At 33.9% G+C, this 20,025-nt stretch carries 25 protein-coding genes and 1 pseudogene; 16 read left to right on the forward strand and 10 right to left on the reverse strand.

From position 1 onward, the window contains the following. The first annotated feature begins 1,013 nt into the window (after positions 1–1,013). Both repC and ACFILT_RS00155 read left to right on the forward strand, forming a co-directional pair. Complete coding sequence (gene repC, locus ACFILT_RS00150) at positions 1,014–2,363, forward strand: replication initiation protein RepC (RefSeq protein ID WP_375679404.1); 1,350 nt, start codon at positions 1,014–1,016, stop codon at positions 2,361–2,363. Positions 2,364–2,390: 27 nt separating this feature from the next. After that, a complete protein-coding gene (locus tag ACFILT_RS00155) occupies positions 2,391–2,867 on the forward strand; it encodes a helix-turn-helix domain-containing protein (RefSeq protein ID WP_375679297.1) in 477 nt (158 codons plus the stop codon). Positions 2,868–2,926: 59 nt separating this feature from the next. Here ACFILT_RS00155 and ACFILT_RS00160 read toward each other — a convergent pair whose 3' ends face one another. Then, complete coding sequence (locus tag ACFILT_RS00160; RefSeq protein WP_375679296.1) at positions 2,927–3,505, reverse strand: hypothetical protein; 579 nt, start codon at positions 3,503–3,505, stop codon at positions 2,927–2,929. A 698-nt stretch (positions 3,506–4,203) separates the two neighbouring features. Here ACFILT_RS00160 and ACFILT_RS00165 point away from each other — a divergent pair. From ACFILT_RS00165 to ACFILT_RS00200, 8 genes are all read left to right on the forward strand, one after another. Continuing rightward, positions 4,204–4,353 carry a hypothetical protein gene (locus tag ACFILT_RS00165; RefSeq protein WP_187147397.1) on the forward strand — a complete coding sequence of 50 codons (150 nt, stop codon included), beginning with the start codon at positions 4,204–4,206 and terminating at the stop codon, positions 4,351–4,353. 45 nt (positions 4,354–4,398) lie between these two features. Beyond that, a complete protein-coding gene (locus tag ACFILT_RS00170; protein ID WP_375639727.1) occupies positions 4,399–4,854 on the forward strand; it encodes a TIR domain-containing protein in 456 nt (151 codons plus the stop codon). Positions 4,855–5,006: 152 nt separating this feature from the next. After that, on the forward strand, positions 5,007–5,222 hold the full coding sequence (locus ACFILT_RS00175) for a type II toxin-antitoxin system Y4mF family antitoxin (RefSeq protein ID WP_100130413.1): 216 nt from the start codon (positions 5,007–5,009) through the stop codon (positions 5,220–5,222). Then, positions 5,219–6,457 carry a type II toxin-antitoxin system HipA family toxin gene (locus tag ACFILT_RS00180; protein ID WP_375639729.1) on the forward strand — a complete coding sequence of 413 codons (1,239 nt, stop codon included), beginning with the start codon at positions 5,219–5,221 and terminating at the stop codon, positions 6,455–6,457. Before ACFILT_RS00175 ends, ACFILT_RS00180 begins: the two co-directional genes overlap by 4 nt. A gap of 203 nt (positions 6,458–6,660) precedes the next feature. Next, positions 6,661–6,849, forward strand: coding sequence for a type II toxin-antitoxin system RelB/DinJ family antitoxin (locus tag ACFILT_RS00185; RefSeq protein WP_375618669.1), 189 nt, complete (start codon positions 6,661–6,663; stop codon positions 6,847–6,849). A gap of 36 nt (positions 6,850–6,885) precedes the next feature. Then, the gene (locus tag ACFILT_RS00190; protein ID WP_375618670.1) at positions 6,886–7,167 is read left to right on the forward strand and encodes a type II toxin-antitoxin system RelB/DinJ family antitoxin; all 282 of its coding nucleotides are present in this window, start codon (positions 6,886–6,888) and stop codon (positions 7,165–7,167) included. A gap of 10 nt (positions 7,168–7,177) precedes the next feature. Continuing rightward, positions 7,178–7,468: a type II toxin-antitoxin system YafQ family toxin gene (locus ACFILT_RS00195; RefSeq protein ID WP_375618671.1), complete on the forward strand. Its 291-nt coding sequence runs from the start codon at positions 7,178–7,180 to the stop codon at positions 7,466–7,468. A 168-nt stretch (positions 7,469–7,636) separates the two neighbouring features. Then, complete coding sequence (locus tag ACFILT_RS00200; RefSeq protein WP_375679405.1) at positions 7,637–8,281, forward strand: recombinase family protein; 645 nt, start codon at positions 7,637–7,639, stop codon at positions 8,279–8,281. Positions 8,282–8,355: 74 nt separating this feature from the next. On the opposite strand, the gene ACFILT_RS00205 is transcribed toward ACFILT_RS00200, so the two are convergent. Next, the gene (locus ACFILT_RS00205; protein ID WP_375679290.1) at positions 8,356–8,532 is read right to left on the reverse strand and encodes a hypothetical protein; all 177 of its coding nucleotides are present in this window, start codon (positions 8,530–8,532) and stop codon (positions 8,356–8,358) included. Between the two features lie 92 nt (positions 8,533–8,624). Between ACFILT_RS00205 and ACFILT_RS00210 the strand changes: the two genes are divergently transcribed. Both ACFILT_RS00210 and ACFILT_RS00215 read left to right on the forward strand, forming a co-directional pair. After that, entirely contained in the window at positions 8,625–9,305 is a 681-nt protein-coding gene (locus tag ACFILT_RS00210) for a ParA family protein (protein WP_375612422.1), read from the forward strand. Positions 9,306–9,308: 3 nt separating this feature from the next. Further along, the gene (locus ACFILT_RS00215; protein WP_273783773.1) at positions 9,309–9,575 is read left to right on the forward strand and encodes a hypothetical protein; all 267 of its coding nucleotides are present in this window, start codon (positions 9,309–9,311) and stop codon (positions 9,573–9,575) included. A 31-nt stretch (positions 9,576–9,606) separates the two neighbouring features. Here the strand turns inward: ACFILT_RS00215 and ACFILT_RS00220 are convergent, their stop codons facing one another. Next, complete coding sequence (locus ACFILT_RS00220; protein WP_375679291.1) at positions 9,607–9,963, reverse strand: helix-turn-helix domain-containing protein; 357 nt, start codon at positions 9,961–9,963, stop codon at positions 9,607–9,609. A 1,203-nt stretch (positions 9,964–11,166) separates the two neighbouring features. Here ACFILT_RS00220 and ACFILT_RS00225 point away from each other — a divergent pair. Beyond that, a complete protein-coding gene (locus tag ACFILT_RS00225; protein WP_375612418.1) occupies positions 11,167–11,343 on the forward strand; it encodes a hypothetical protein in 177 nt (58 codons plus the stop codon). Between the two features lie 49 nt (positions 11,344–11,392). Here ACFILT_RS00225 and ACFILT_RS00230 read toward each other — a convergent pair whose 3' ends face one another. The 6 genes from ACFILT_RS00230 to ACFILT_RS00255 form a co-directional block, all read right to left on the reverse strand. Further along, positions 11,393–11,680, reverse strand: a complete 288-nt coding sequence (locus ACFILT_RS00230; RefSeq protein ID WP_375612417.1) for a HigA family addiction module antitoxin — start codon at positions 11,678–11,680, stop codon at positions 11,393–11,395. A 17-nt stretch (positions 11,681–11,697) separates the two neighbouring features. Then, entirely contained in the window at positions 11,698–11,976 is a 279-nt protein-coding gene (locus tag ACFILT_RS00235; protein WP_375630386.1) for a type II toxin-antitoxin system RelE/ParE family toxin, read from the reverse strand. Between the two features lie 225 nt (positions 11,977–12,201). Then, positions 12,202–12,609 (reverse strand): replication protein RepA, encoded by a 408-nt coding sequence (locus ACFILT_RS00240; RefSeq protein ID WP_375679292.1) that lies wholly within the window; start codon positions 12,607–12,609, stop codon positions 12,202–12,204. 415 nt (positions 12,610–13,024) lie between these two features. Beyond that, positions 13,025–14,938 carry a Ti-type conjugative transfer system protein TraG gene (gene traG, locus ACFILT_RS00245; protein ID WP_375679293.1) on the reverse strand — a complete coding sequence of 638 codons (1,914 nt, stop codon included), beginning with the start codon at positions 14,936–14,938 and terminating at the stop codon, positions 13,025–13,027. Further along, a complete protein-coding gene (locus tag ACFILT_RS00250; RefSeq protein ID WP_012755123.1) occupies positions 14,916–15,140 on the reverse strand; it encodes a conjugal transfer protein TraD in 225 nt (74 codons plus the stop codon). Before ACFILT_RS00250 ends, traG begins: the two co-directional genes overlap by 23 nt. Before the next feature lie 52 nt (positions 15,141–15,192). Further along, positions 15,193–15,423 (reverse strand): TraC family protein, encoded by a 231-nt coding sequence (locus ACFILT_RS00255; RefSeq protein WP_375679294.1) that lies wholly within the window; start codon positions 15,421–15,423, stop codon positions 15,193–15,195. A 208-nt stretch (positions 15,424–15,631) separates the two neighbouring features. On the opposite strand from ACFILT_RS00255, the gene traA reads away from it, so the two are divergent. From traA to ACFILT_RS00270, 3 genes are all read left to right on the forward strand, one after another. Next, positions 15,632–19,192 carry a Ti-type conjugative transfer relaxase TraA gene (gene traA, locus ACFILT_RS00260; protein ID WP_375679406.1) on the forward strand — a complete coding sequence of 1,187 codons (3,561 nt, stop codon included), beginning with the start codon at positions 15,632–15,634 and terminating at the stop codon, positions 19,190–19,192. A 49-nt stretch (positions 19,193–19,241) separates the two neighbouring features. Next, positions 19,242–19,520 (forward strand): hypothetical protein, encoded by a 279-nt coding sequence (locus ACFILT_RS00265; RefSeq protein ID WP_375679407.1) that lies wholly within the window; start codon positions 19,242–19,244, stop codon positions 19,518–19,520. 78 nt (positions 19,521–19,598) lie between these two features. Then, complete coding sequence (locus tag ACFILT_RS00270) at positions 19,599–19,817, forward strand: type II toxin-antitoxin system RelB/DinJ family antitoxin (protein WP_375640345.1); 219 nt, start codon at positions 19,599–19,601, stop codon at positions 19,815–19,817. Positions 19,818–19,871: 54 nt separating this feature from the next. Here ACFILT_RS00270 and ACFILT_RS00275 read toward each other — a convergent pair. After that, a pseudogene (locus ACFILT_RS00275) lies at positions 19,872–20,025 on the reverse strand (P-type DNA transfer ATPase VirB11); the annotation flags it as partial.

The following is a 20,025-nucleotide window of genomic DNA, read 5'->3' on the forward strand; positions in this document are numbered from 1 at the left end:
ATTTCTTTTGTGTGTTGGGTAGAGTAGTTTTTGGTAAGATGTGTTCACAACTGAATGAATTATTCATGTTTTTCATGAAAAACCCCCTCGCTATTTTAAAGTTGAAAATTAAATTAATAGTTAAAATATTAATCTACCCTATAAAATGAAAAAACTATTTTTTCTACTATAAAATTAAAAATATTTAATCTTTATCTTAGATAATAGACAAAAATATAGTAATATTCAAAATGATACTTTTAAAATCTCTTAGAGCAGCGCCTAAATATATTATATTAATTTATATTATTATTTTTTGATACTTTTATTTCAGTCAACATAATGAAAATTCTTTTTTTAAAGCACAAGAAAAGACAATAGAAAAACCTGCTTTAAAAGCACAAAATGTTTTATGGTCGCGCAAATTTCAACAACCAGAAGATTGGCGAAGAGATCACGGGAGCTATAATCCCATTGACCATTATTGATAAAACGTTCTTTCAAGCGCTACTGAAAAATCAAGTCAATATTCCACTACGAGCTTTATCAGAAAAAAGTTAATCATCATACACACAGTCCTTGGTGGACAATTCTTGCAAAGAAAAATTATTGTGTTTAGAATTTATTTACTCGTATAGGTTGTTTTCTACAGCGCGATATAAGAGCGCGTTTCCTTGGTTATATGTTATTTCGCTTTGCTGTTGTTGTAGGTTGTATTAGGTTGTATTGCCATAAAAAACAGTTGTTTGAAAGCTTTACCATATTGAAAATCTTTTTTTTTAATATACGTTTTATCTTGACAAGCTTTTTTCAAAGCTATGAGTCTTATTTCAAATAGAGGAAAATACAATGGCAAAAAAATAAAAACCCAACTGCGTTAACAGAAGGGTTTCTAAATACCTGTACGGTAAATTAAAAAAGACTTTAAGTAATTCTCAATTTAATTTATCGTGATGCGTTCTGCAAGAGAAATTTTGTGGAAAAAGGGTATTTTAAACATTTTTTTTGCCTCCAATAGAGAGGTTTTAAAAATTATGGTTAAAAAAACATCTGGAAGAAAGATAAATGCACATCATATAGAATTTAGAAAATTAGCAGAAACTGCTGAGATTGGTTCTGTAAGCCGTGGTCAATTGATTGGATTGGTTAATCAACTGGAACAGACTGATTTCATAAAAGAGAGTGAAGCTAAACTTCTTTTGAATTTGTTAAGGACAGCTCCAAGAGATTCATTTGAAAAAGGCGGGGTTCCTATTGTTTTCAAAAGCAATCGACAACTTAGTTATGACATTAAACGGAGTGAATCGCGCGTTAGTTTTTTACTTTCATGCCTTTATGACTGTGGTCTTATTGTTATGCGCGACTCTGGTAACTTTAAACGCTATCCTATACGTAACCATAGCGATGATATCGTAACAGCTTGCGGTATTGATTTACGTATTCTTATTGCGCGATATCATGAACTTAAGCAAAAAGCAGGCAAAGCTTTGGAGATTCGTGAGAAGCAAGAAGAAGCTTTGCATTATTTTAGAGGATTGGTGCGTCAAATTAAAACCTGTTATACAGAAATGGAAGCAACACCGTTTACCTCACTGCTTTTTTCTAGAATGCAAAAAATCCTCCATATTATTGGTCGTCCGGCTAAAGCGTCGTTTGAAAAATTATACAAAGCAATTCGTCTTTTTGAGGGGATTTTACAACGTTTTTTTGGGCAAAAAACATCAAAAACAAGATACACGGATCTTGCTGGCAATATACATATAGAACATACAACCCCTAACTATAATTGTAATTGTAACAAAAATGGGTGTTCAGATAATTCTGAACACACTCAAATCGTTAATGTGACCTCCGGTCACGATAAAATGGCTTATGAAAATATAGAGAACGGCAAAACCGCCCCTTCACTTCCTTCAAAAAGTAGTACATTGCCTCAAATTAAGCCGGAGATACTGGAAAAGGCTTTACCAAATGCCGTCTTGTTTTCTGAATGTAGTTTCCAAACAGAAAGCGATTTGATACATTCTATGTATCCTATGTACAGAATGATTAAAGTTTCAGAACATGCCGCTGAACAAGCTACAAAAATCATGGGGCTTAAAAAAACAGCTCTGGCAATTGCCATCATTTTTGAAAAATATGCTAGAGGACTTGTAAAATCACCAGGAGGATATCTCCGCGGCATGATTGATAAAGAAAAAAAGGGAGAATTATATCTAGAGCGTTCTTTATTCGCTTTATTGAAACAAGCTGATCAAGAAGAAATAAATAGTTTAAACTTAGAAAAAAATCAGAAAATAAAGCTAAACGAAGAAAAAAGCTCTTTGTTTGAGTTTGAACTCAATAAAACGTTAAATAATCTAACAATGTCAAAATTTGCATAAAAAATCTTATTAAAGTGAAAAAAATAAATGGATAAAACAAAGAAAATAATAGGGCGACGGTTAACTGCACAACATCTAGAATATCAGAAAATAGCAGAGAACGTTGAATATAAACCAGTAAGCCGCGATAAATTAAGCAAGCTGGCTTATCGATTATATCATATTGATTTAATTAGTAGAGCAGAATCTTCTGTTCTTTCTACCTTATTAGAAATAACGCCTGATAAAGCCTTTAAAAAAGGTGGAGTTCCTATTATTTTTAAAAGCAATCAAGATATTGGTTTTATGACTCGTAGTCCAGGACGTGTTAGTGTACTTCTTTCAAGTTTGTATGATTGTGGGTTGATTGTAATATGGGATTTTGGATATTTTGGTCGCCAACATATAGATGATAACGATCGATATACTCGCTCAACAAGGGCTATTGATCTGCGTCTTTTTATCATTCGTTACTATGAGCTTAAGGAAAAAGTAGATAAAAAATTAAAACGTATTGCATCCTAATATGGCATATTTTCAGTATACGATACTGATATTGTTAGTTTGAAATTACCTGTCCAATATTATGAAAAATCTATATCGATAGCTTTTGCTTGCATTTGTTCGTAAAGTTTTTGAATTGCTTTCATATTATCTTTTCGTGCTTCGTTGATCGATAGTTCAATTGAGGTTGAAAAGTATAATCCTGTATCTTCTAGCCATTTATAATGCCATACCATTGCTTTACGCCCCTCATCATAAGGCAATCCACCTTTTCGGTTTTTGGGTAAGCTATGTGTTTTATTTATAAATTGGTATTGTACAGGATCACTAACAAGAGCTATATGTTTTTTAATGACATCTATATAAGCTAAAGCATTTTTGAAACTTTTGATCATAGCTTTACTGTTACCGTATTGGATAAAATCATTTTCTGTTAAAGAGCGCTCACTACTGATGAGTAACGATATATCACCATTTTGTCCAATATCACGAAGATAATTGTACAAATCACTTCGCACATCATGTAATTTTTTTGCCTCCAATGTATTACTAAATTCTTGCATATATTTATGCTGTTGATCGAACAAATATTCTAGTTTATCTTGATATTTTTCATGCTTACTATCATTTGTATAGATTTTTGCTACTTCTTCTTCCACAGAAAAACCTTTCTTAATGAGATGTCTTCTTATGCTAACTTGGAAAAAGAATCCGGACAATAGGCAAAAAATATTTAATTATGTCATAAAAAGTGTTTTTTAAATAAGGTAATTGGAGTTTTTAAATTTACATAAATAATAATTTATATACGAAATAAATATTTTAATTATTCATCTTTAGTGCCATTAATCCTTATTTTTAAAAGGCGTAAAGAAGGTCGAAAATGAGAAAAATTTTTGATTTAAAAAAAAGAGAAAGAGATAAATGATCAACTTATCCTAGCGGGGATAACTTTTTAGAACCTCTTCCTCCAAAAAAAGATATATACAAGATATTTTTATTTAGCAATTATTTTATTAGATCCTTTATACTTTTTTAATGAGAGGCTATCTGCCTCTCAAACTCTCTGGAACGCTCACCAAAATCATGACATCAGATCCGCGTTTAATGAGGGGACTAACAATCCTAGGTTCTTGATGTCAAGGAGACCATTACATGGCGCCTAACGGCGTCCTTGACAAAGAACCTAACGGCTTGTTTCGTCCATCTCACGCGGCTCCGAAATCATGATTAGAAGGGGCGCTTTTAGGGGCATATACTTCAAAAGAAAGAGATAAAAATTATAAGCTATTTTATGAGATAAATATTTGAAAATATTATAAAAAATGTAACATAATTAAAATTATAGGCGTTGGAAATGCTCAATCATGATGATATCGAAAGTGTTGAATTTTATTTTACTGTAAATGGTAAACAAATAAAATTTGATAAAGAGACTAATGATAAATTAAAGGAAAATATAGATTGGGAGAAATTTTTATCGCAATTATTCGTTGATAAGGAATAATAAGCCCTCTGGGTCAAATGCATATATTTTTTAGGGGAGATCCAAATGCCAAAAATTTTTATTGTATATAATAATCATACTATTTTAGAACAAACTGAACGTGTTCTTTTTAAGCTTGGATTGGAACCATACGTTCTGAAATTTGGTAGTGATGATTTAACTACTATTGAGGATTTTAAACAAGAAATTAGTATGCAAACTAATTCTCCAAAATTTGGTATTGTGCTACTTACTCCCGATGACATTGGTTATGCAAAATCTGCTGATAAAAAAGACGCACAACCGCGCGCTAATCAAAATGTTATTTTTAAAATGGGTATGTTGTTTCCTATAATTTCTTGCAGAAATATTGCTATTTTAAAAAAACGAGATGTTGAAGTACCTTTAGATTATGAAGGGATTAATTATATTCCTTTTAATGAACACGTAAAAGAGACGCTCCCAAAACTTGTTGAACTATTAAACACAGCCGGATTCAATTTAGATACAGTTAACTACTGAATTTTTTTCTGTATGAAGTATACGCAAAATATGCACTCTTCTTTGTTCTTGGGATAAGGCTTTAGGAGTATATGGGATAAAAACGTCCCGTACAGGTTTATTTTCTTGTAATAAAAGCATGAAATGATATAATCATCCCTTTCGGGATGATTATGATTGAAAGCAGAATGAAAATATTGGGTTTTATTGTTAGAAATACACGTAAAAAACAAGGATTAACACAAGAACAGTTAGCAGCTACATCAGGGGTTGGTGTGCGTTTTATCCGTGATTTAGAAAGAGGCAAAGAGTCTTGTCATGTTGGAAAAACCATACATGTGCTTTCAATGCTTGGTCTTGATATTCAGATTGAAAATGAAAAATTATGACCCGTACACTTGATGTTTATTTACACGCAAAATTAGTAGGTCAATTACAACAAGAAAAAAGTGGAGATCTCACGTTTCTCTACGATACTGATTATTTGTATAAAGATTTACAGGGCATCTCTGTCTCCCTACCTCCTCGTGTTGAAGCTTATAAAGGTCAAGCAGTAAAAGCCTTTTTTTCCGGTCTCTTACCCGATGATAATGTAAGATATCGTTTAGCAACTTATTTAGGTCTTTCTGAACGAAATGCTTTTGCTTTGCTTGAAGTTGTTGGGGGAGATTGTGCTGGTGCTCTCGCTTTATATCCACATGGACAAGTTCCAAATTTGCCAACAGATGATGTAGAAACTCTTGATGATACTCAATTGAAAGAAATTCTTGAGTGTATTAAACGTCGTCCAATGCTTGCTGGTGGAGATGGCTACAGATTGTCTCTTGCGGGTGCACAAGATAAATTAGCGGTTGGCTTTAAAGATAATCGTGTTCAACTCATTAAAGGGGGTGATCCGACCACGCATATTTTGAAACCTCTCATTGAACATATTAATGATAGTGCGCATAATGAGCTTTTTTGTATGAAATTGGCAAAACTCGTGGGTATTAATGTGCCGGAAGTGTATTTACATTTTGTCAATAATACACCTTATTGTCTCATCACTCGATATGATCGTCAAATATCTTCTAATGGAACAGTTTTGCGTATTCATCAAGAGGATTTTTGTCAAGCACTTAGTATAGCTCCAGAATTTAAATATGAATGTGAAGGAGGACCTAGTATTGCTGCGTGTCAAACCGTTATTTTCCAGCATACATTGCGTCCTGCTGCTGATCAACTGAATTTCCTTAATATAATTATTTTTAATTATTTAATTGGTAATGCCGATGCGCATGGCAAAAACTTTTCACTACTTTACCAACAGAAAAAACCAGAACTTGCTCCTGCATATGATTTGTTAAGCACAGCTATTTATTCAGATTTATCTCAAAAAATGGCTATGAAAATAGGAGGAGAATATATACCTAAAAAAATATATTTACGTCATTTTTATAAAATGGTTGCGGATACTAAATCCGCTCAATTGTCCTTAAAAAAGCAAATAAAAAGAATGACTGATTTAATCAATGATAAAGCAATAAAATTAAAGAAAGAACTCGAGGGTAAAGGTTTGCGTTCTGAAGTTTTTGATGCAATCATCAATGTTATTCAACAGCGTTCTCAACATTTAAAAATTTAATCTATTTTCTTTTTTATTTCTCATTTTCTAACGGATAAAGTTTTATGGCGTTATGGATAAACTGCTTAAATGTTCGCCTGATAAGGCTAATACTAATGGTTAATAATTTAAGTAAGAAAAATTCTCAATTTTAACTCTTGATAGATATACAAAAAGACATTATTTGAGTACAATGTACTTCAACTGAAGAGGAGTTTTAGATAATGGCAAGAATTCAGGTACGAATTCATGATGATATAAATGTTTCCGCAAGTGCTGTTATTGAAGAAGCAGGTCTAACTATATCTGATGTCGTATGTATGTTTTTAACAAATATTGCTGTAGATAAAGCCTTGCCTGTTTATTTATTTAGAACTGAAGGTAATGTCAAAATTCATCAATCTGTAAAGTGAACTAAAACTAGCTTAAATGAAAAGGAGCTTTGGATAATGGCAAGAATTCAAGTCCATGTCCCAGATGCTATCAAACACGTTTCAGAAGAGGTTATTCAATCTACGGGTTTAACTATTTCCGATGCTGTACGTATGTTGATGGTATATATTGCTAAAAATGAAGTTTTACCGCTTGATCTTTTTCAACCTTCTCCAGAAACGCTACAAGCTATCAAGGATGCAGAGGATGGGTGTATGGAAAGTATGTCATTAGATGATTTGCGAAACATGATCTGCAATGATGAAGATAAAAAAAACGAATTAAAAAAGCGCGCTTAAGCCAAGACATATGAGGGAAATTATCAGCACTAGATTATTTCGGCGTGATGTTAAACGTGAAAAAAAAGGAAAGCACGCTCACATATTAAAAACAGACTTACTCCTTGTGATTGAAACATTGGCAAAAGACAAACCATTGGAAGTACGTTTTAAAGATCATAGGATGATAGGTGCTTGGCGGGGTTGGCACGATTGTTATAATTGCCATATTAAACCAGATCTTATTTTGCTTTATAGAAAGCCTGAAACTAATACATTAGAATTATTACGTCTTGGTTCCCATTCAGAACTGCGTATATGATTAATTGTTTTTTCCGTTCTTAAAAAAATGAAATTAAAAAACACATATAACAACTTCTAATATCAGAAAAAACGATCATTTTTTATGAACGAAAATTGTATATTTAATTCCTATTTTTTCTATGCAATAATATATCAGTTTTAATCAAAAATAACCTTTTTACTGAAAATGCCAAAATTTTATGCTTATTTACGTGTTTCTCGTGATGGACAAGATACAGAAAATCAAAAATTCGGATTGTTAGAATATGCTAATAAAAATGGCTTTGCACCACTTCATATTGAGGAAGAAATTGCAAGTAGAGGAAAAGATTGGCGTAAGCGTAAACTTGGTGCTTTAATTGAAAAAGCGGAGTGTGGTGATGTTTTACTCACACCGGAGTTTTCTCGTATAGCTGGTTCTTCTCTTGCTGTTTTAGAAATTCTCAAAGCAGCCAGTGAACGTGGTTTAATTGTGCATATAACGAAACAAAACCTTATCATGGATGGAAGTTTACAAAGCGATATCATTGCAAACGTATTGGGTATGGTATCACAAATTGAACGGCATTTAATTCAAACACGCACAAAAGAAGCGTTAAATGTTGCTCGTCAACGAGGAATAAAACTTGGACGGCCAAAAGGAAGTAAAGCTACGCAATTAAAGCTGGACAATCACATTGATGAAATTCAAGCATTTATAAATGTTGGTTTATCACAGAGCCGTATTGCTAAGACATTAGGAGTTAGTGTGAACACCTTACGTTTATTTATTGAACGTAAAAACATCAAGCTTACAAAAATAAAGCCTATCATTACCATGCCAAGAACATAAAGGTATCTTTTAGTATAGTACTATACCATACTATATAATACCATAAGGTATAGTAAACTTAACTGACGAACTTCTCATAGAAAAATTATTTTTTTCCTATCTCCTCTTTTTGTTTTAACTTCTGTAAATCCATCACGCTGTATTGTATCGGGTTTGTTAAAACAATCTATTTTTTGATTAAAAGTTTCAAAAAATTTGCTAACGTTTTTAAAAACTTTATCGTTATGATTTTGAAAGGGTTTATTGGTCATTTTTTTTCCTTATAAAGGGTATATTTTAATACTTTATTATACCTTATGGTATAATACTATATAATACTATATTCTATTTAGAAAGTAACTAAATGCCTGTCATATCCTTTGCTAATTCCAAGGGGGGGAGTGGAAAAACAACATCTGCTTTGCTCCTTGCTTGTGAACTTGCACATGCTAAACCTGTTACAATTATAGATGCTGATCCTCGACATCCTATTACCACTTGGTCTGAATTGCCGGGTAAACCAGATAATCTTACTGTCGTTACTAATGAATCCGAAAAAACTATTTTAGATGAAATAGAAATTGCATCTACTAGAGATCCATTCGTAATTGTTGATCTAGAAGGTACAGCATCACGCTTAACTAGTTATGCAATTAGTCAATCTGATTTTGTAATTGTTCCTATGAAGGAACAACAGCAAGATGCTATAGCAGCTATCGAAATTATAAAAGAAATTCACAGAGATATGAAAGCTGTCCGGCGTCTTATCGCTTATTCTGTTTTGTTTACGCAATCTAAAGTTGTTGCAAAATCCAGAACTGCTCGTTTTGTATCATCTCAATTTAGAAAAAACCCAGAACTTGATGTTTTTGAAACAGAAATCAATGAACGTGATGCTTTTTCCGCAATCTTTGCAACTGGAGGTTCACATCGTAATCTCAATCCAAAGGAAGTTAATAATTTAGAAACTGCGATTGGCAATGTTGAAGCATTTGTTGCTGAAGTCATTACAAAGCTAAAAAAAGTTCAAGAGAAAGGAAATTAAAGAATGAGTACAGAAAGAAAACCATTAAATTTTTCAGAACTTGATGATTTTAAACCACGACAAACTCAATCTTCTTTAAACATTGTACAACGCAAAGAGATAGATAAGGCAGCAACTTTCCCAAGTCGTGAACAGTCAGTTGAGATACAATTAAATATCAAAGCTAGCGTAAATATCATTAATCGTTTTAAATTGATGGCTAAACAAGAGCGATATCGCCATGGTGATTTTCTAGAAATATTAATGAATGCTTATAAACAGAGCGATTAGTTTGTACGCTATAATTTTAAAAGTTTTCATTTTATTCAGAAAACAAACACAAAACTGCTTTCTGTTTTTTAGGATTAAGTTTTCTAAAACCTTTTAAAAGGAAATATTCTTCTTTACTGGAAATTTCTTCATCATAAGGGTACGGAATATTTCTTTTTTGTGAAATATCGGTATAAAAAAAGGAGATATGAACATCTAGTATGTTAGCGATTTCCTGCAAGCGTCCAGCTCCTACACGATTTGAGCCTTTTTCATATTTTTGGATTTGTTGGAAGCTTACTCCTAATTTGTTTCCTAATTCGGTCTGAGAAATTCCCATTGAAATGCGTTTATGACGAATTCTTTTGCCTACAGAAATGTCATTAAAATGTGGAGTTTTGTTTTGCACTTTAAATTCCCCCCTACCGGGTGCGAGCGCCCTCGCATTGGTATTCCGGGAGTTAAAAGTACTGAATTATAGTCAGCTTTTTGCTTTTAGTGCTGAAAAGCACCTGGACATAACAAAAACTCCCGGAACTCCGGGAAGCCCAACATAGTGAGCTAATTCTAACGCTATAATTTAAGGCTTTTAATCCCTTGTTGATTGTTGCGTATGCAATCAACACATTGATTAATTCATAGAAGAATTTCAGAAGATTGACAATAAAAATAGTTTTTATTTACAAACTTTATTTTTTAATGAGAGGCTATCTGCCTCTCAAACTCTCTAGAACGCTCACCAAAATCATGACATCAGATCCGCTTTTAATGAGAGGACTAACAAGTCTTGGTTCTTAGTGTCAAGGAGACCATTACATGGCGCCTAACGGCGTCCTTGACAAAGAACCTAACGGCTTGTTTCGTCCCTCTCACGCGGCTCCGAAATCATAATTAGAAGGGAGAGCTTTTAGGGGCAAATACTACAAAAGAAAGAGATAAAAATTATAAGCTATTTTATGAGATAAATATTTGAAAATATTATAAAAAAAGACAAAAAATAGTTGACAATAAATGGGTATTTTGCTATATAAATACTTAAGTGATCAAAACACTAATCCTAAAGCGAATAGATTACGAAACAATCTTCTTTGCTTTTCAAAAACCGACTGTCTTTGTATGTTTTAAAAACGTATAATGATTTTGTCGGGTGTGGTTATGTCATATAATACCTTTACGGGGAAAGCATAACAACAGACTTTAGGCTGTGTTTTGAGCGCCCGACGCCTTTATAGGTGTCAATTCAAAACATTATTAACCTAAAGAAGTTCATTAAGCACTAAAAAATCATAAAATTGAAATAATTATCTATATAGGTATATAAATAATCGTGAATAAAATAAAACGTATCATATAGCCATAAAGCGTTTTATAGATAAAAATATTGGAGGGGGTAATGGACACTCTATCTACTAATAAATTAAATAAAAAAGAGAAAAATCCAAATTCCAAACAATTAATTTTAATAACTATAATGCGTAGAGTGTTTTCTATCGTTTATAAAATATTACATAAGATATTGAAAATTTGCCTTTTTTTCCTTTTCCTTTTTCTTTTGCTTATTCGTAAACCGGTTATTATTTTAACAGAGTTTATAGCAGGGGGGAGTTTGCTGGTGTTATTTATTTTTTTTACTGGATATGTAGCGGGCTCTGCACCTTTTGAACACCAAACAGCAATGGTCATTGGTTATATTGTCTTGATATTTCTAAGTTTAGCTGTCAATTGGGGGTACGATACGCTGCTATTACGGCTAGCTCCTCCTGGTTCTGATCTTATGCTTTTCAAGTAAAAGCTTATTAGAGAATGTTCGTCAAGCTCTCCAATACGATAGAATGGTACTAACAAGAGCTAGTACAAAGAGGATGTATTTTAGGCTGTTTCTGTTTTAAAGCTTGCGCTAAATCATAATTTGTTTGCATAGCTAGCCAAGCACGTGCAGTACTCACACCAGCCATTTCAAGTCTAATAGCGAGATTGGGACTAACAGCAGCTTTTCCATTTAAAACCCTAGAAAAAGCTACACGAGACATACCAAGCCGTTCAGCTGTTTCGGTAACAGATAAACCAAGCTCTACGATTACATCTTCACGCAAGAGTTCTCCAGGATGTGGAGGGTTTTTCATCATTTTTTATCTCTCCTTATTCAATGATAATCTAGATAATCAACTAATTCGACATCTATACCAACAAAACGGAATATTACACGCCAATTTCCATTTACTGTAATTGACCAAAAGCCCTTAAGATCACCTTTTAAAGGATGTAATCGAAAGGACGGATAATTCAAATCATTTGGTGATATAGCTACGTCAAGAGCACCTAGAATACGCCTTAACTTTTGAGTATGAGCAGACTGAATTCCTTTTGTAGTACCAGTAGTGTAGAAGGCTTCAAGCCCTTTATGTTTAAATCCCAAAATCATGATTCACTGTAATGTGTATCGTTATAAAATACAAGAAGAAGTTGTTCATTAAGCTACAATGTTACCATTATTGGTAACATTGTGAAGCGTAACTACTATGCTTTTATTATTTTTCTCTTCTGTATCTGTATATTTTAAGCATCAAAAATGCCTGCTAAAGCAGATTTTTTGAATTGAGGAGGGGGCAGCCTCTTATTTTATAGATAAATGGAGCTAATTATTTTTTTATCTAAGATAATCTTCAAGATCTATTTGATTACTAATGTCCATTTCTAAAGGTTTTCTATTCTCATATACACCTTGAATACCGGCTGCTTTCATGCGATTTTTTAAGTTCTTTCTAAGAGCTATTTTGTGGATTTTAGCACTACCTTTCCAACCAAGGTTTGGGTTGAGACGGTAGGATCTATTAATACCAATACGAGGACCTTCCAAAAGAATATCCATAGCTATTAGTCTTTTTACGCTTCGATTAAAGTGATGTCTGGTAATACCAACTTTTTTAGCCAATTCCGTTTGATTGACGACTAATAGATTTTCGAAATCAAGACGAGAAGCCAGAATGAAAAACACCTTGAGATCAGATCCGTTTAAATTACTTTTCGCTATTATAGCCATAGGATGTTGAGGCATTGTAATCCATTCCTTTTCAAATCTATTTTTGCCTTTTAGGTATGACAAAAACAACAAAGCCGTCCATAACCTCCACTATTTTACAAATAATTTTTTTATCCACGTAGTTAAGAAATCAAATGTTTTTTTCATACTATAAGGTGCTGTTTAGGCACCCATAAAAGTTCCCCTTCTAATCATGATTTCGGAGCCGCGTGAGATGGACGAAACAAGACGTTAGGTTCTTTGTCAAGGACGCCTTTAGGCGCCATGTAATGGTTTCCTTGACACTAAGAACCAAGGATTGTTAGTCCTCTCATTGAACGCGGGTCTGATCTCATGATTTTGGTGAGCGTTCCAGAGAGTTTGAGAGGCGGATAGCCTCTCATTTTATTGATTATGGACGAACGAAGTGAGTTCTATTTAGGAGATATTATTATTTAGGGGCAAATCTATTTTTGTTAGCAAGAGCCCTTAAATCCTTTCTTCTGAAATATATGGCACGTCCGCAACGAATAGGGGGCTGCCCTTGCATGAGAATGATCTGTTCGTCTTTTCGCATTTCTTGGGTGATTTCATGAGGATAAATTAAAGGTCTCTGCTGGACATTTAGACTTTCAGTTCCTTTTGCTCCTGATGTCCCTAGGGTTTTGCTTTTGCCATGAACTTCAACAGTCATTTTACCACATGCCTTTGATATATTTTCAGCTGTTTTAATATCTTTAATAGCGGCATAACTTACAAAAGCACAACTTTCAAACCATGCCATAGCACCTGATGAACCAAAGTGACGTTCAATTTGTCCTACAGATTGGTAAAAGAGCATGAGAGATATTCCATACTTACGCCCACGGTCACGAGCTTCTTCTAAGATGTTCATATATCCTAACAGATCAATCTCATCTAAAACAAAGAGGACTCTTTTTTCATAGTTTCCATTTGCGGCTTCCATAGCTTTGAGAAGAGAACCGACAAGAATGCGTCCCACACCAGGGTAAGATTTTAGAATTTTGGACGGAATATTCAAAAAGATATCGATATTTCCTTTTGCGACATCAGTTGTTTTAAAGTCGTTACCACTTATAAGGTCGGCATAATTATCAAGGGAAAGCCATTGGGTATCCTTAGAAGCAGTAGCATAAACACCAGAGAAAGTTTGCGGTGCCATATTGGTAAAGACCCCAAGAGTTTCACGAATGAATTGCGATGAAGAACTTGATTGTATTGATTGCAATTTTCCAATAACCGATGGTTCTGGTTCCGATACAATCATACGAAGTGTTTTTAAGTTTTTTGCCTCTGACTTGTACTCATCAGAAAAGACGATATGTGCAAGTAGTCCTGTTAATAAATTATGTGCGTGTGATACAAAGAATTGATCGGTTGAAGTTGATTTATGGTTTTCGGAAAGAAGGAGTCTAGCAATCTCAACTAAACCCGCTTCCCTTTCATAGGCTGGAATGCTTTCATCTAATAACCAATCTAAAGGATTAAAAGTTTTTGTTGAAGTTCCATGAGGAGCAAGAACATGTACGGTATTTTCGTTTAATTTATGTCGTGCTTCTCCAACGATTGGAGCGATTTCAGTTGAAGGATCAAAAACGATCAGTGGACCGGAATATTTGAGACAAGTTGGAATAACATTGCTGGTTGTTTTATAACCACCAGAACCAGCAAAAAATAACATATGAGTTGAATCAAAATCAAGTTTGTATGTTAACAATGGCTGGCTACCACCTTTCCCCCATGTTGTTTTGTCTTTGGGATTAAATTGGACATCTTTAACAACATCTTCGTCGACTCTATAGCGCTCTCCTATAACTACTTCACCATCACTTGGAAAGATCATTTCAAGTTGTTTTATATTCATCCATTGAGAGTCGCCGAAGATCGTATTTTTTGATTTTTTCAAAGGCGATTTTTTTGGCAACGATAGATTCATCGTGAAACCAAGGATAATAATACCAATGATTGAACCGCTCAAAACCATCCTATCAAAGAAAGGAAAAACATCAGCCCATGTCATGTTATTTTGTCCTACATAAGGACTTAGTCTTATATATTCATTTATACTGTAGTAGGCAGCAAAAAGACAAAAGGAGATTAATGATGCTATGGTGATATTTTTTCTTATATGTCTTTTTTGTAATAGAATAAATGAAGAACATGAAAGTGCAATAAGGACGAGAATATCGAGAGGTTTTGAACGAACAAACCAATAAGCATCTTGGGTAGTACCATTTTCTGTAATGTTATTTATTGTTATGTTTACAAGAAAAAGAATTATGATTGAAAAGAGGAAAGGACATATTAAAAATATGATTTGTTTACGATCTAGATTGTTTATCATTTTGACCCCGCGTATCGGTAAAAGAATGTTGTCCTATTTTTTGTAAATTTTTATATTCATTTGAATTTATATCAAGTTTTGCAGCATGAATTAAACATCCTAAAATAAAAGACTTATCAGCATTTTTAAGACCAGCCTTTACGACAAGACCGCCTAGAATAATTTTTTCACGTGCATCTTTACGTCTTATTTCATCACTCAAAAATCTCCTCCTTTTTTCAATGCGTCTTAGTGATTTTATAGAGTTACCAAGATTATTCAGTTTTTTGCTGTTCTTTTTGAAATCGGGCTTTAATCTCCTCGAAAATATTTTTCCATTGATCGTTTGTTATATTTAATTCTGTTAAACCCGCTTCAGCTGCTAATAGTGCAATTTTTTCCCCTTCTTGTTTTTTAGCAGCTTTAATTCTTTCAAGAAGTTTTTTACTTTTTTCTTCCAGAGCTTTTTTTTCTTCCATAAGTTTTTCTAAAGATTTACGTGACATTTCAAACTCTCTTTTATTTTTTAATCTTTATTTTTACTTAACAGAACAAATCTCCAATAACAATACTTAATAGTGCGCATTTATGCGCTCCTGAAAAATGTCTTTTTTCAAAAGATTTTTGAAGGCGCAATTATACGTTTTAAAGTAAAACGTTTTATGCTATAGATTATTTCTGTGAAATAAACACAATTTTTTGTAATTATATCTTATGGCAAGTACACATTTACAAGCTAAAATTATTGGTGCTGGAAAATCAGCAATTTCGGCGGCTGCCTATCGCCATAGGACAAGGATGTTTGATGAGTTAGAAGGATCTCATACGCATAGATATGATAAAGATAGAGACCTTGTACATTCAGAAATGAATATTCCAGAAGGTTCTCCAAAATGGATTACACAACAACTCAGTTATTTTGATACAAATGATAAAAAAAGTGAATGGCTGTGGAACACTGTGCAAAATAGTGAGCGCGTGAATGGACAGTTGGCAAGAGAAATAGTTATAGCGTTGCCATTAGAGTTATCACGAGATCAAAATATTTCTCTTGTACGAGACTTTGTAAAAGAAAACTTTTCATCACGTGGTCTTGTTTCTGATTGGGTTTTTCATGACAAGGAAGGAAATCCACATGTGCATATTATGCATACTTTACGTCCAGTTTTAGAAAATGGTTTTGGTCCCAAAAAAATAGCTGTCTTAAATGAAGATGGAACAGTAAAAAAATCTCTTGTTACTATTCGTGATAGACAAGGGAATGCTATAAGAAAAGAAGAGCGTATAGTTTATGAAACCGTCATAGGTCATAAAGATGCATTGAAGAATTTACGCAACTCATGGGGTGAGATTGCAACGAGGCATCTTGCACTTGCGGGTCATGATATAAAAGTAGATATGCGTTCTTACAAAGAGCGTGGTTTATCCATAGAACCGACCATTCATTTGGGGCAATCTGCTTATGCAATGGGTAAAAAAGGACTTGCTAGCAATGCGGTACAAGCCAATGAAAAAATAAAACAGAGATCTGTAGAGAAAATTAAAGAAAACCCTAATGAAGTATTGAAGTTGATTTCATTTGAGAAGTCGACATTTAATCGTGGTGATCTTGCTAAGATCATTAATAGATATGTTGATAATTCAAATGACTTTAATGATATTATGGTGCGTTTAGAACAAAGCAATAACCTGATTAAAATTAAAGATCATTCCAATCCTCATAAGATCATTTATTCAACAAAAGAAATATTAAAAAACGAATATGATATGGAGCGGTGTGTTGTTTCGTTGTCTCAAACGACAGGATACGGTGTAAAAGATAAACAGGTTTTAGAGGCAATAAAGTCTGTTGAGAATAAAGATAAAAGTAATAGATTTAAATTTTCAGAAGAACAAAAATTAGCCGTTCAACATATTACAGATGATAAAGGTATTGCGGCGGTTGTTGGTTATGCTGGTGCTGGAAAATCCACTCTATTGGAAGCCGCAAATATTGCGTGGGTTAATAGTGGGAAGCGTGTATTTGGAGCAGCGCTTGCGGGGAAGGCTGCGGAAGGTCTTGAAGAATCTTCAAAGATAAAAAGTAAAACTCTTGCTGCGTGGGAATTAGCGTGGAAAAATAAAAAAGATGAATTACGGGTTGGTGATGTTTTTGTCATTGATGAAGCTGGAATGGTTTCTTCAAAACAACTTTCGCATTTTGTCCAAAAAGTTGAAAAAGCAGGCGCAAAAATTGTTCTTGTTGGTGATAATATGCAGTTGCAACCCATTGAGGCTGGAGCGGCATTTCGCGCTGTAGTTGATAATATTGGTTATGTAGAATTATCGGGTATCAGAAGACAAAAAGAAGAATGGGGGCAAGATGCATCACGACAGTTTGCACGTGGACAAGTAAAGGAAGCTTTAGATCATTATAAAAATAGAGGATTCATTCATGAGACTAAAACGCGTGACCAAGCCATAAATACTCTTGTTAAAGATTGGATGGATACACGAAGGAAAGTAGAACAAAAATGTGAGGAAGAAGGCAAAACTTTACGGGGTGACGAATTACTTGTTCTTGCTCATACAAATGCGTCTGTAAAAAAATTAAATGAAGAAATTAGAACCGCTCTTAAAGATGCTAGTTTACTTAAATTTGAAGATAGTGCAAGCGTCACAAATTTTGATACTCTTAAGGGGCGTAGGGAATTTGTTGTTGGTGACAGAATTATCTTTCTTGAAAATGCTCAATTTGAAGAAAGATATGCCCCAGAATTAGGAAAGCAAAAAGTTAAAAATGGTATGTTGGGAACTGTTTTGTCTACACAAAATGAAAGAGGAAAACCGCTCTTAAAAGTGCGTCTTGACTCTGGTAAGGAGGTTGTTTTCTCCAATCAGACTTATCAAAACGTTGATCATGGATATGCGGCTACGGTTCATAAGAGTCAAGGAGTTACCGTTGATAATGTCTTTGTTTTAGCCTCCTCATCTATGGATCAACATCTCTCCTATGTTGCAATGTCTCGACATAGGCATCAGTCACATCTTTATGTAGCCGAAGAGGATTTTAAAAACGTTCGATTACACGAACACAAACAGGTTAAAGGTACAATCACTGGTGAACTTGTAGAAGCTGGGTATGCTTCTTTTAGTGAAACTGCCAAAACCGAAACACCTTATGCGGATATAGCAACTTTCCGTGGAATTGAACGTGTTTATGGTGTAAATCTTCCCTCTGCGATAGATGGGGCTCGTATTGAGCTTGGCGACAAGATATCACTTCGTCAAGATAAAGAAACTATTGTTGTTAATAATAAAGAAATTAAAAGAAATGTTTTTAATGTTGATTTAATAGAACGCGGTGATCCTTCTTTTGTTGATGCTATCAAGCGGTCTGATCATGCTAATACCTATGAAAAATTGGTAGCAGCTCTTTCTAGGTCTGGTGTTAAAACAACAACTCTCGATTTTTCTGAATCTCCTGATTATAGAGATTATATAGCCAAATTTACAAAGAATAGAGGGATTGATGTTTCTCAAGGTTTAGGGGAAAAAATAGCCTCTTACGTTGATTTTAATAAAGAATGGTTGCAAAAACAAAAAGAGAAGATTGAATCCCTTTGGGATAGAGCAAAGACAAGTTTTTCAAAACTTCAAAAAGAAGATCTCAAGGTTGAACAATCACAAAAAGAGTTGAATGTTGCATCAAAAGCAACAGAACGAGAGCCATACCTTGCTGCTTATACGGATAACTCTAATCTAGAACAGAAGGTGCTAAGCGCTCTTAGAAATAAAAAATCTTACGTTGATATGTTTAAAAGATTAAACAGTCGTTTAGCATCTATTTATAAAGATCCGCAAGAGGCTGCGCTTAGGATTGAGCAAACAATTTTAGCGGGTAAAGGCGATAAACTTCCTGATATTCTAGCTAAGTCTCCAGAGAGAGCTGGTGAGCTGCGTGGATCAGATCGTTTAATCGATAAACTCAAATCTACAGGAAAAGAACGAAAAGAAGCGCTTTACAATGTTCCTATTTCTGTTTCTATTATGAGAGAGCTTCAATCCTTTTATAAGAATTCTTATGAGACACATATGGATAGTTTTACGCGGGAGCGTGAACAGTTAAAAGTAGAGGTTCCGTCACTTTCACAAGAAGCAGTGACTTTTATGAAAAATGTTGAAGCTGGTCGTGATAGTTATTCAAAGATACCAGAGCAGATCAATCAAGAGTTTTTAAAGCTACAAAGTGCTTTAGATAAACGTTTTGGACAGGNTGGTTACACGGGAGCGTGAACAGTTAAAAGTAGAGGTTCCATCACTTTCACAAGAAGCAGTGACTTTTATGAAAAATGTTGAAGCTGGTCGTGATAGTTATTCAAAGATACCAGAGCAGATCAATCAAGAGTTTTTAAAGCTACAAAGTGCTTTAGATAAACGTTTTGGACAGGATGCCATTCATAAACAAGACTTTGACTTGTCAAAAGCAATATCCAAAAATCAGCTTCAAGATAAAAAGCTTGTGAATGAGCTTCAAACAGCAGTTAAATTTTTGCAACAGAGACATACACAAGAGCTAAAAAATGTGATAGCGCAAACAAAGTCAAAAGATGTTACGCGATAAAGAAATTTAGAACATTAGAAACTTGTTATTATAACTAATTCAATCCACACATAAGAAGGTAACTAAAGGAGGTTTACTATGAGCGTAGCCGTAGATTCAAAAGATGTTGTTCGAGCAAATATAGATAAGAAGTTGAAAAAAGAAGCCGGTGAAATATTAGCAAGTTTAGGACTTACGGTGTCTGATTTCATACGAATTTCCTTAGCTAAAGTTGTTGATGAAAGAGGATTGCCGTTTGATATGTCTATTTCTAATGCGAAAACGCTTAAAACTTTTGAAAAGAATGCAAATGGATAAGATGTATACTTTGCGAAAGATATGAATGAGTTATTTAAATCCTTTCGACGCTTTTTAAAAAGTATCACGGCGTTTGAAAGGATCGTAATAGATTTCTGTTACACGAAATTTTCCTTCGAGGCGTTTGCATTGGATGATGACATCTATCATCGAGATTAATAAGCCGCGGATATCATCGCGTGCTAAATTACCACCACCGTCACTTTCT

The organism is Bartonella sp. AP7XZML (genome assembly GCF_042195745.1).
In the GTDB taxonomy this organism is placed as follows: domain Bacteria; phylum Pseudomonadota; class Alphaproteobacteria; order Rhizobiales; family Rhizobiaceae; genus Bartonella.

Coding starts and splice junctions, on each gene's coding strand:
- ACFILT_RS00155 (WP_375679297.1), top strand. CDS start 2,391: ATGGATAAAACAAAGAAAATAATAGGGCGACGGTTAACTGCACAACAT.
- ACFILT_RS00255 (WP_375679294.1), bottom strand. CDS start 15,423: ATGTCACGTAAATCTTTAGAAAAACTTATGGAAGAAAAAAAAGCTCTG.
- ACFILT_RS00265 (WP_375679407.1), top strand. CDS start 19,242: ATGAAAAATGTTGAAGCTGGTCGTGATAGTTATTCAAAGATACCAGAG.
- ACFILT_RS00270 (WP_375640345.1), top strand. CDS start 19,599: ATGAGCGTAGCCGTAGATTCAAAAGATGTTGTTCGAGCAAATATAGAT.
- ACFILT_RS00205 (WP_375679290.1), bottom strand. CDS start 8,532: ATGACCAATAAACCCTTTCAAAATCATAACGATAAAGTTTTTAAAAAC.
- ACFILT_RS00200 (WP_375679405.1), top strand. CDS start 7,637: ATGCCAAAATTTTATGCTTATTTACGTGTTTCTCGTGATGGACAAGAT.
- ACFILT_RS00240 (WP_375679292.1), bottom strand. CDS start 12,609: ATGCCTCAACATCCTATGGCTATAATAGCGAAAAGTAATTTAAACGGA.
- traG (WP_375679293.1), bottom strand. CDS start 14,938: ATGATAAACAATCTAGATCGTAAACAAATCATATTTTTAATATGTCCT.
- ACFILT_RS00210 (WP_375612422.1), top strand. CDS start 8,625: ATGCCTGTCATATCCTTTGCTAATTCCAAGGGGGGGAGTGGAAAAACA.
- ACFILT_RS00180 (WP_375639729.1), top strand. CDS start 5,219: ATGACCCGTACACTTGATGTTTATTTACACGCAAAATTAGTAGGTCAA.
- ACFILT_RS00165 (WP_187147397.1), top strand. CDS start 4,204: ATGCTCAATCATGATGATATCGAAAGTGTTGAATTTTATTTTACTGTA.
- ACFILT_RS00215 (WP_273783773.1), top strand. CDS start 9,309: ATGAGTACAGAAAGAAAACCATTAAATTTTTCAGAACTTGATGATTTT.
- ACFILT_RS00185 (WP_375618669.1), top strand. CDS start 6,661: ATGGCAAGAATTCAGGTACGAATTCATGATGATATAAATGTTTCCGCA.
- ACFILT_RS00230 (WP_375612417.1), bottom strand. CDS start 11,680: ATGATGAAAAACCCTCCACATCCTGGAGAACTCTTGCGTGAAGATGTA.
- ACFILT_RS00190 (WP_375618670.1), top strand. CDS start 6,886: ATGGCAAGAATTCAAGTCCATGTCCCAGATGCTATCAAACACGTTTCA.
- ACFILT_RS00235 (WP_375630386.1), bottom strand. CDS start 11,976: ATGATTTTGGGATTTAAACATAAAGGGCTTGAAGCCTTCTACACTACT.
- ACFILT_RS00195 (WP_375618671.1), top strand. CDS start 7,178: ATGAGGGAAATTATCAGCACTAGATTATTTCGGCGTGATGTTAAACGT.
- ACFILT_RS00170 (WP_375639727.1), top strand. CDS start 4,399: ATGCCAAAAATTTTTATTGTATATAATAATCATACTATTTTAGAACAA.
- repC (WP_375679404.1), top strand. CDS start 1,014: ATGGTTAAAAAAACATCTGGAAGAAAGATAAATGCACATCATATAGAA.
- ACFILT_RS00175 (WP_100130413.1), top strand. CDS start 5,007: ATGATTGAAAGCAGAATGAAAATATTGGGTTTTATTGTTAGAAATACA.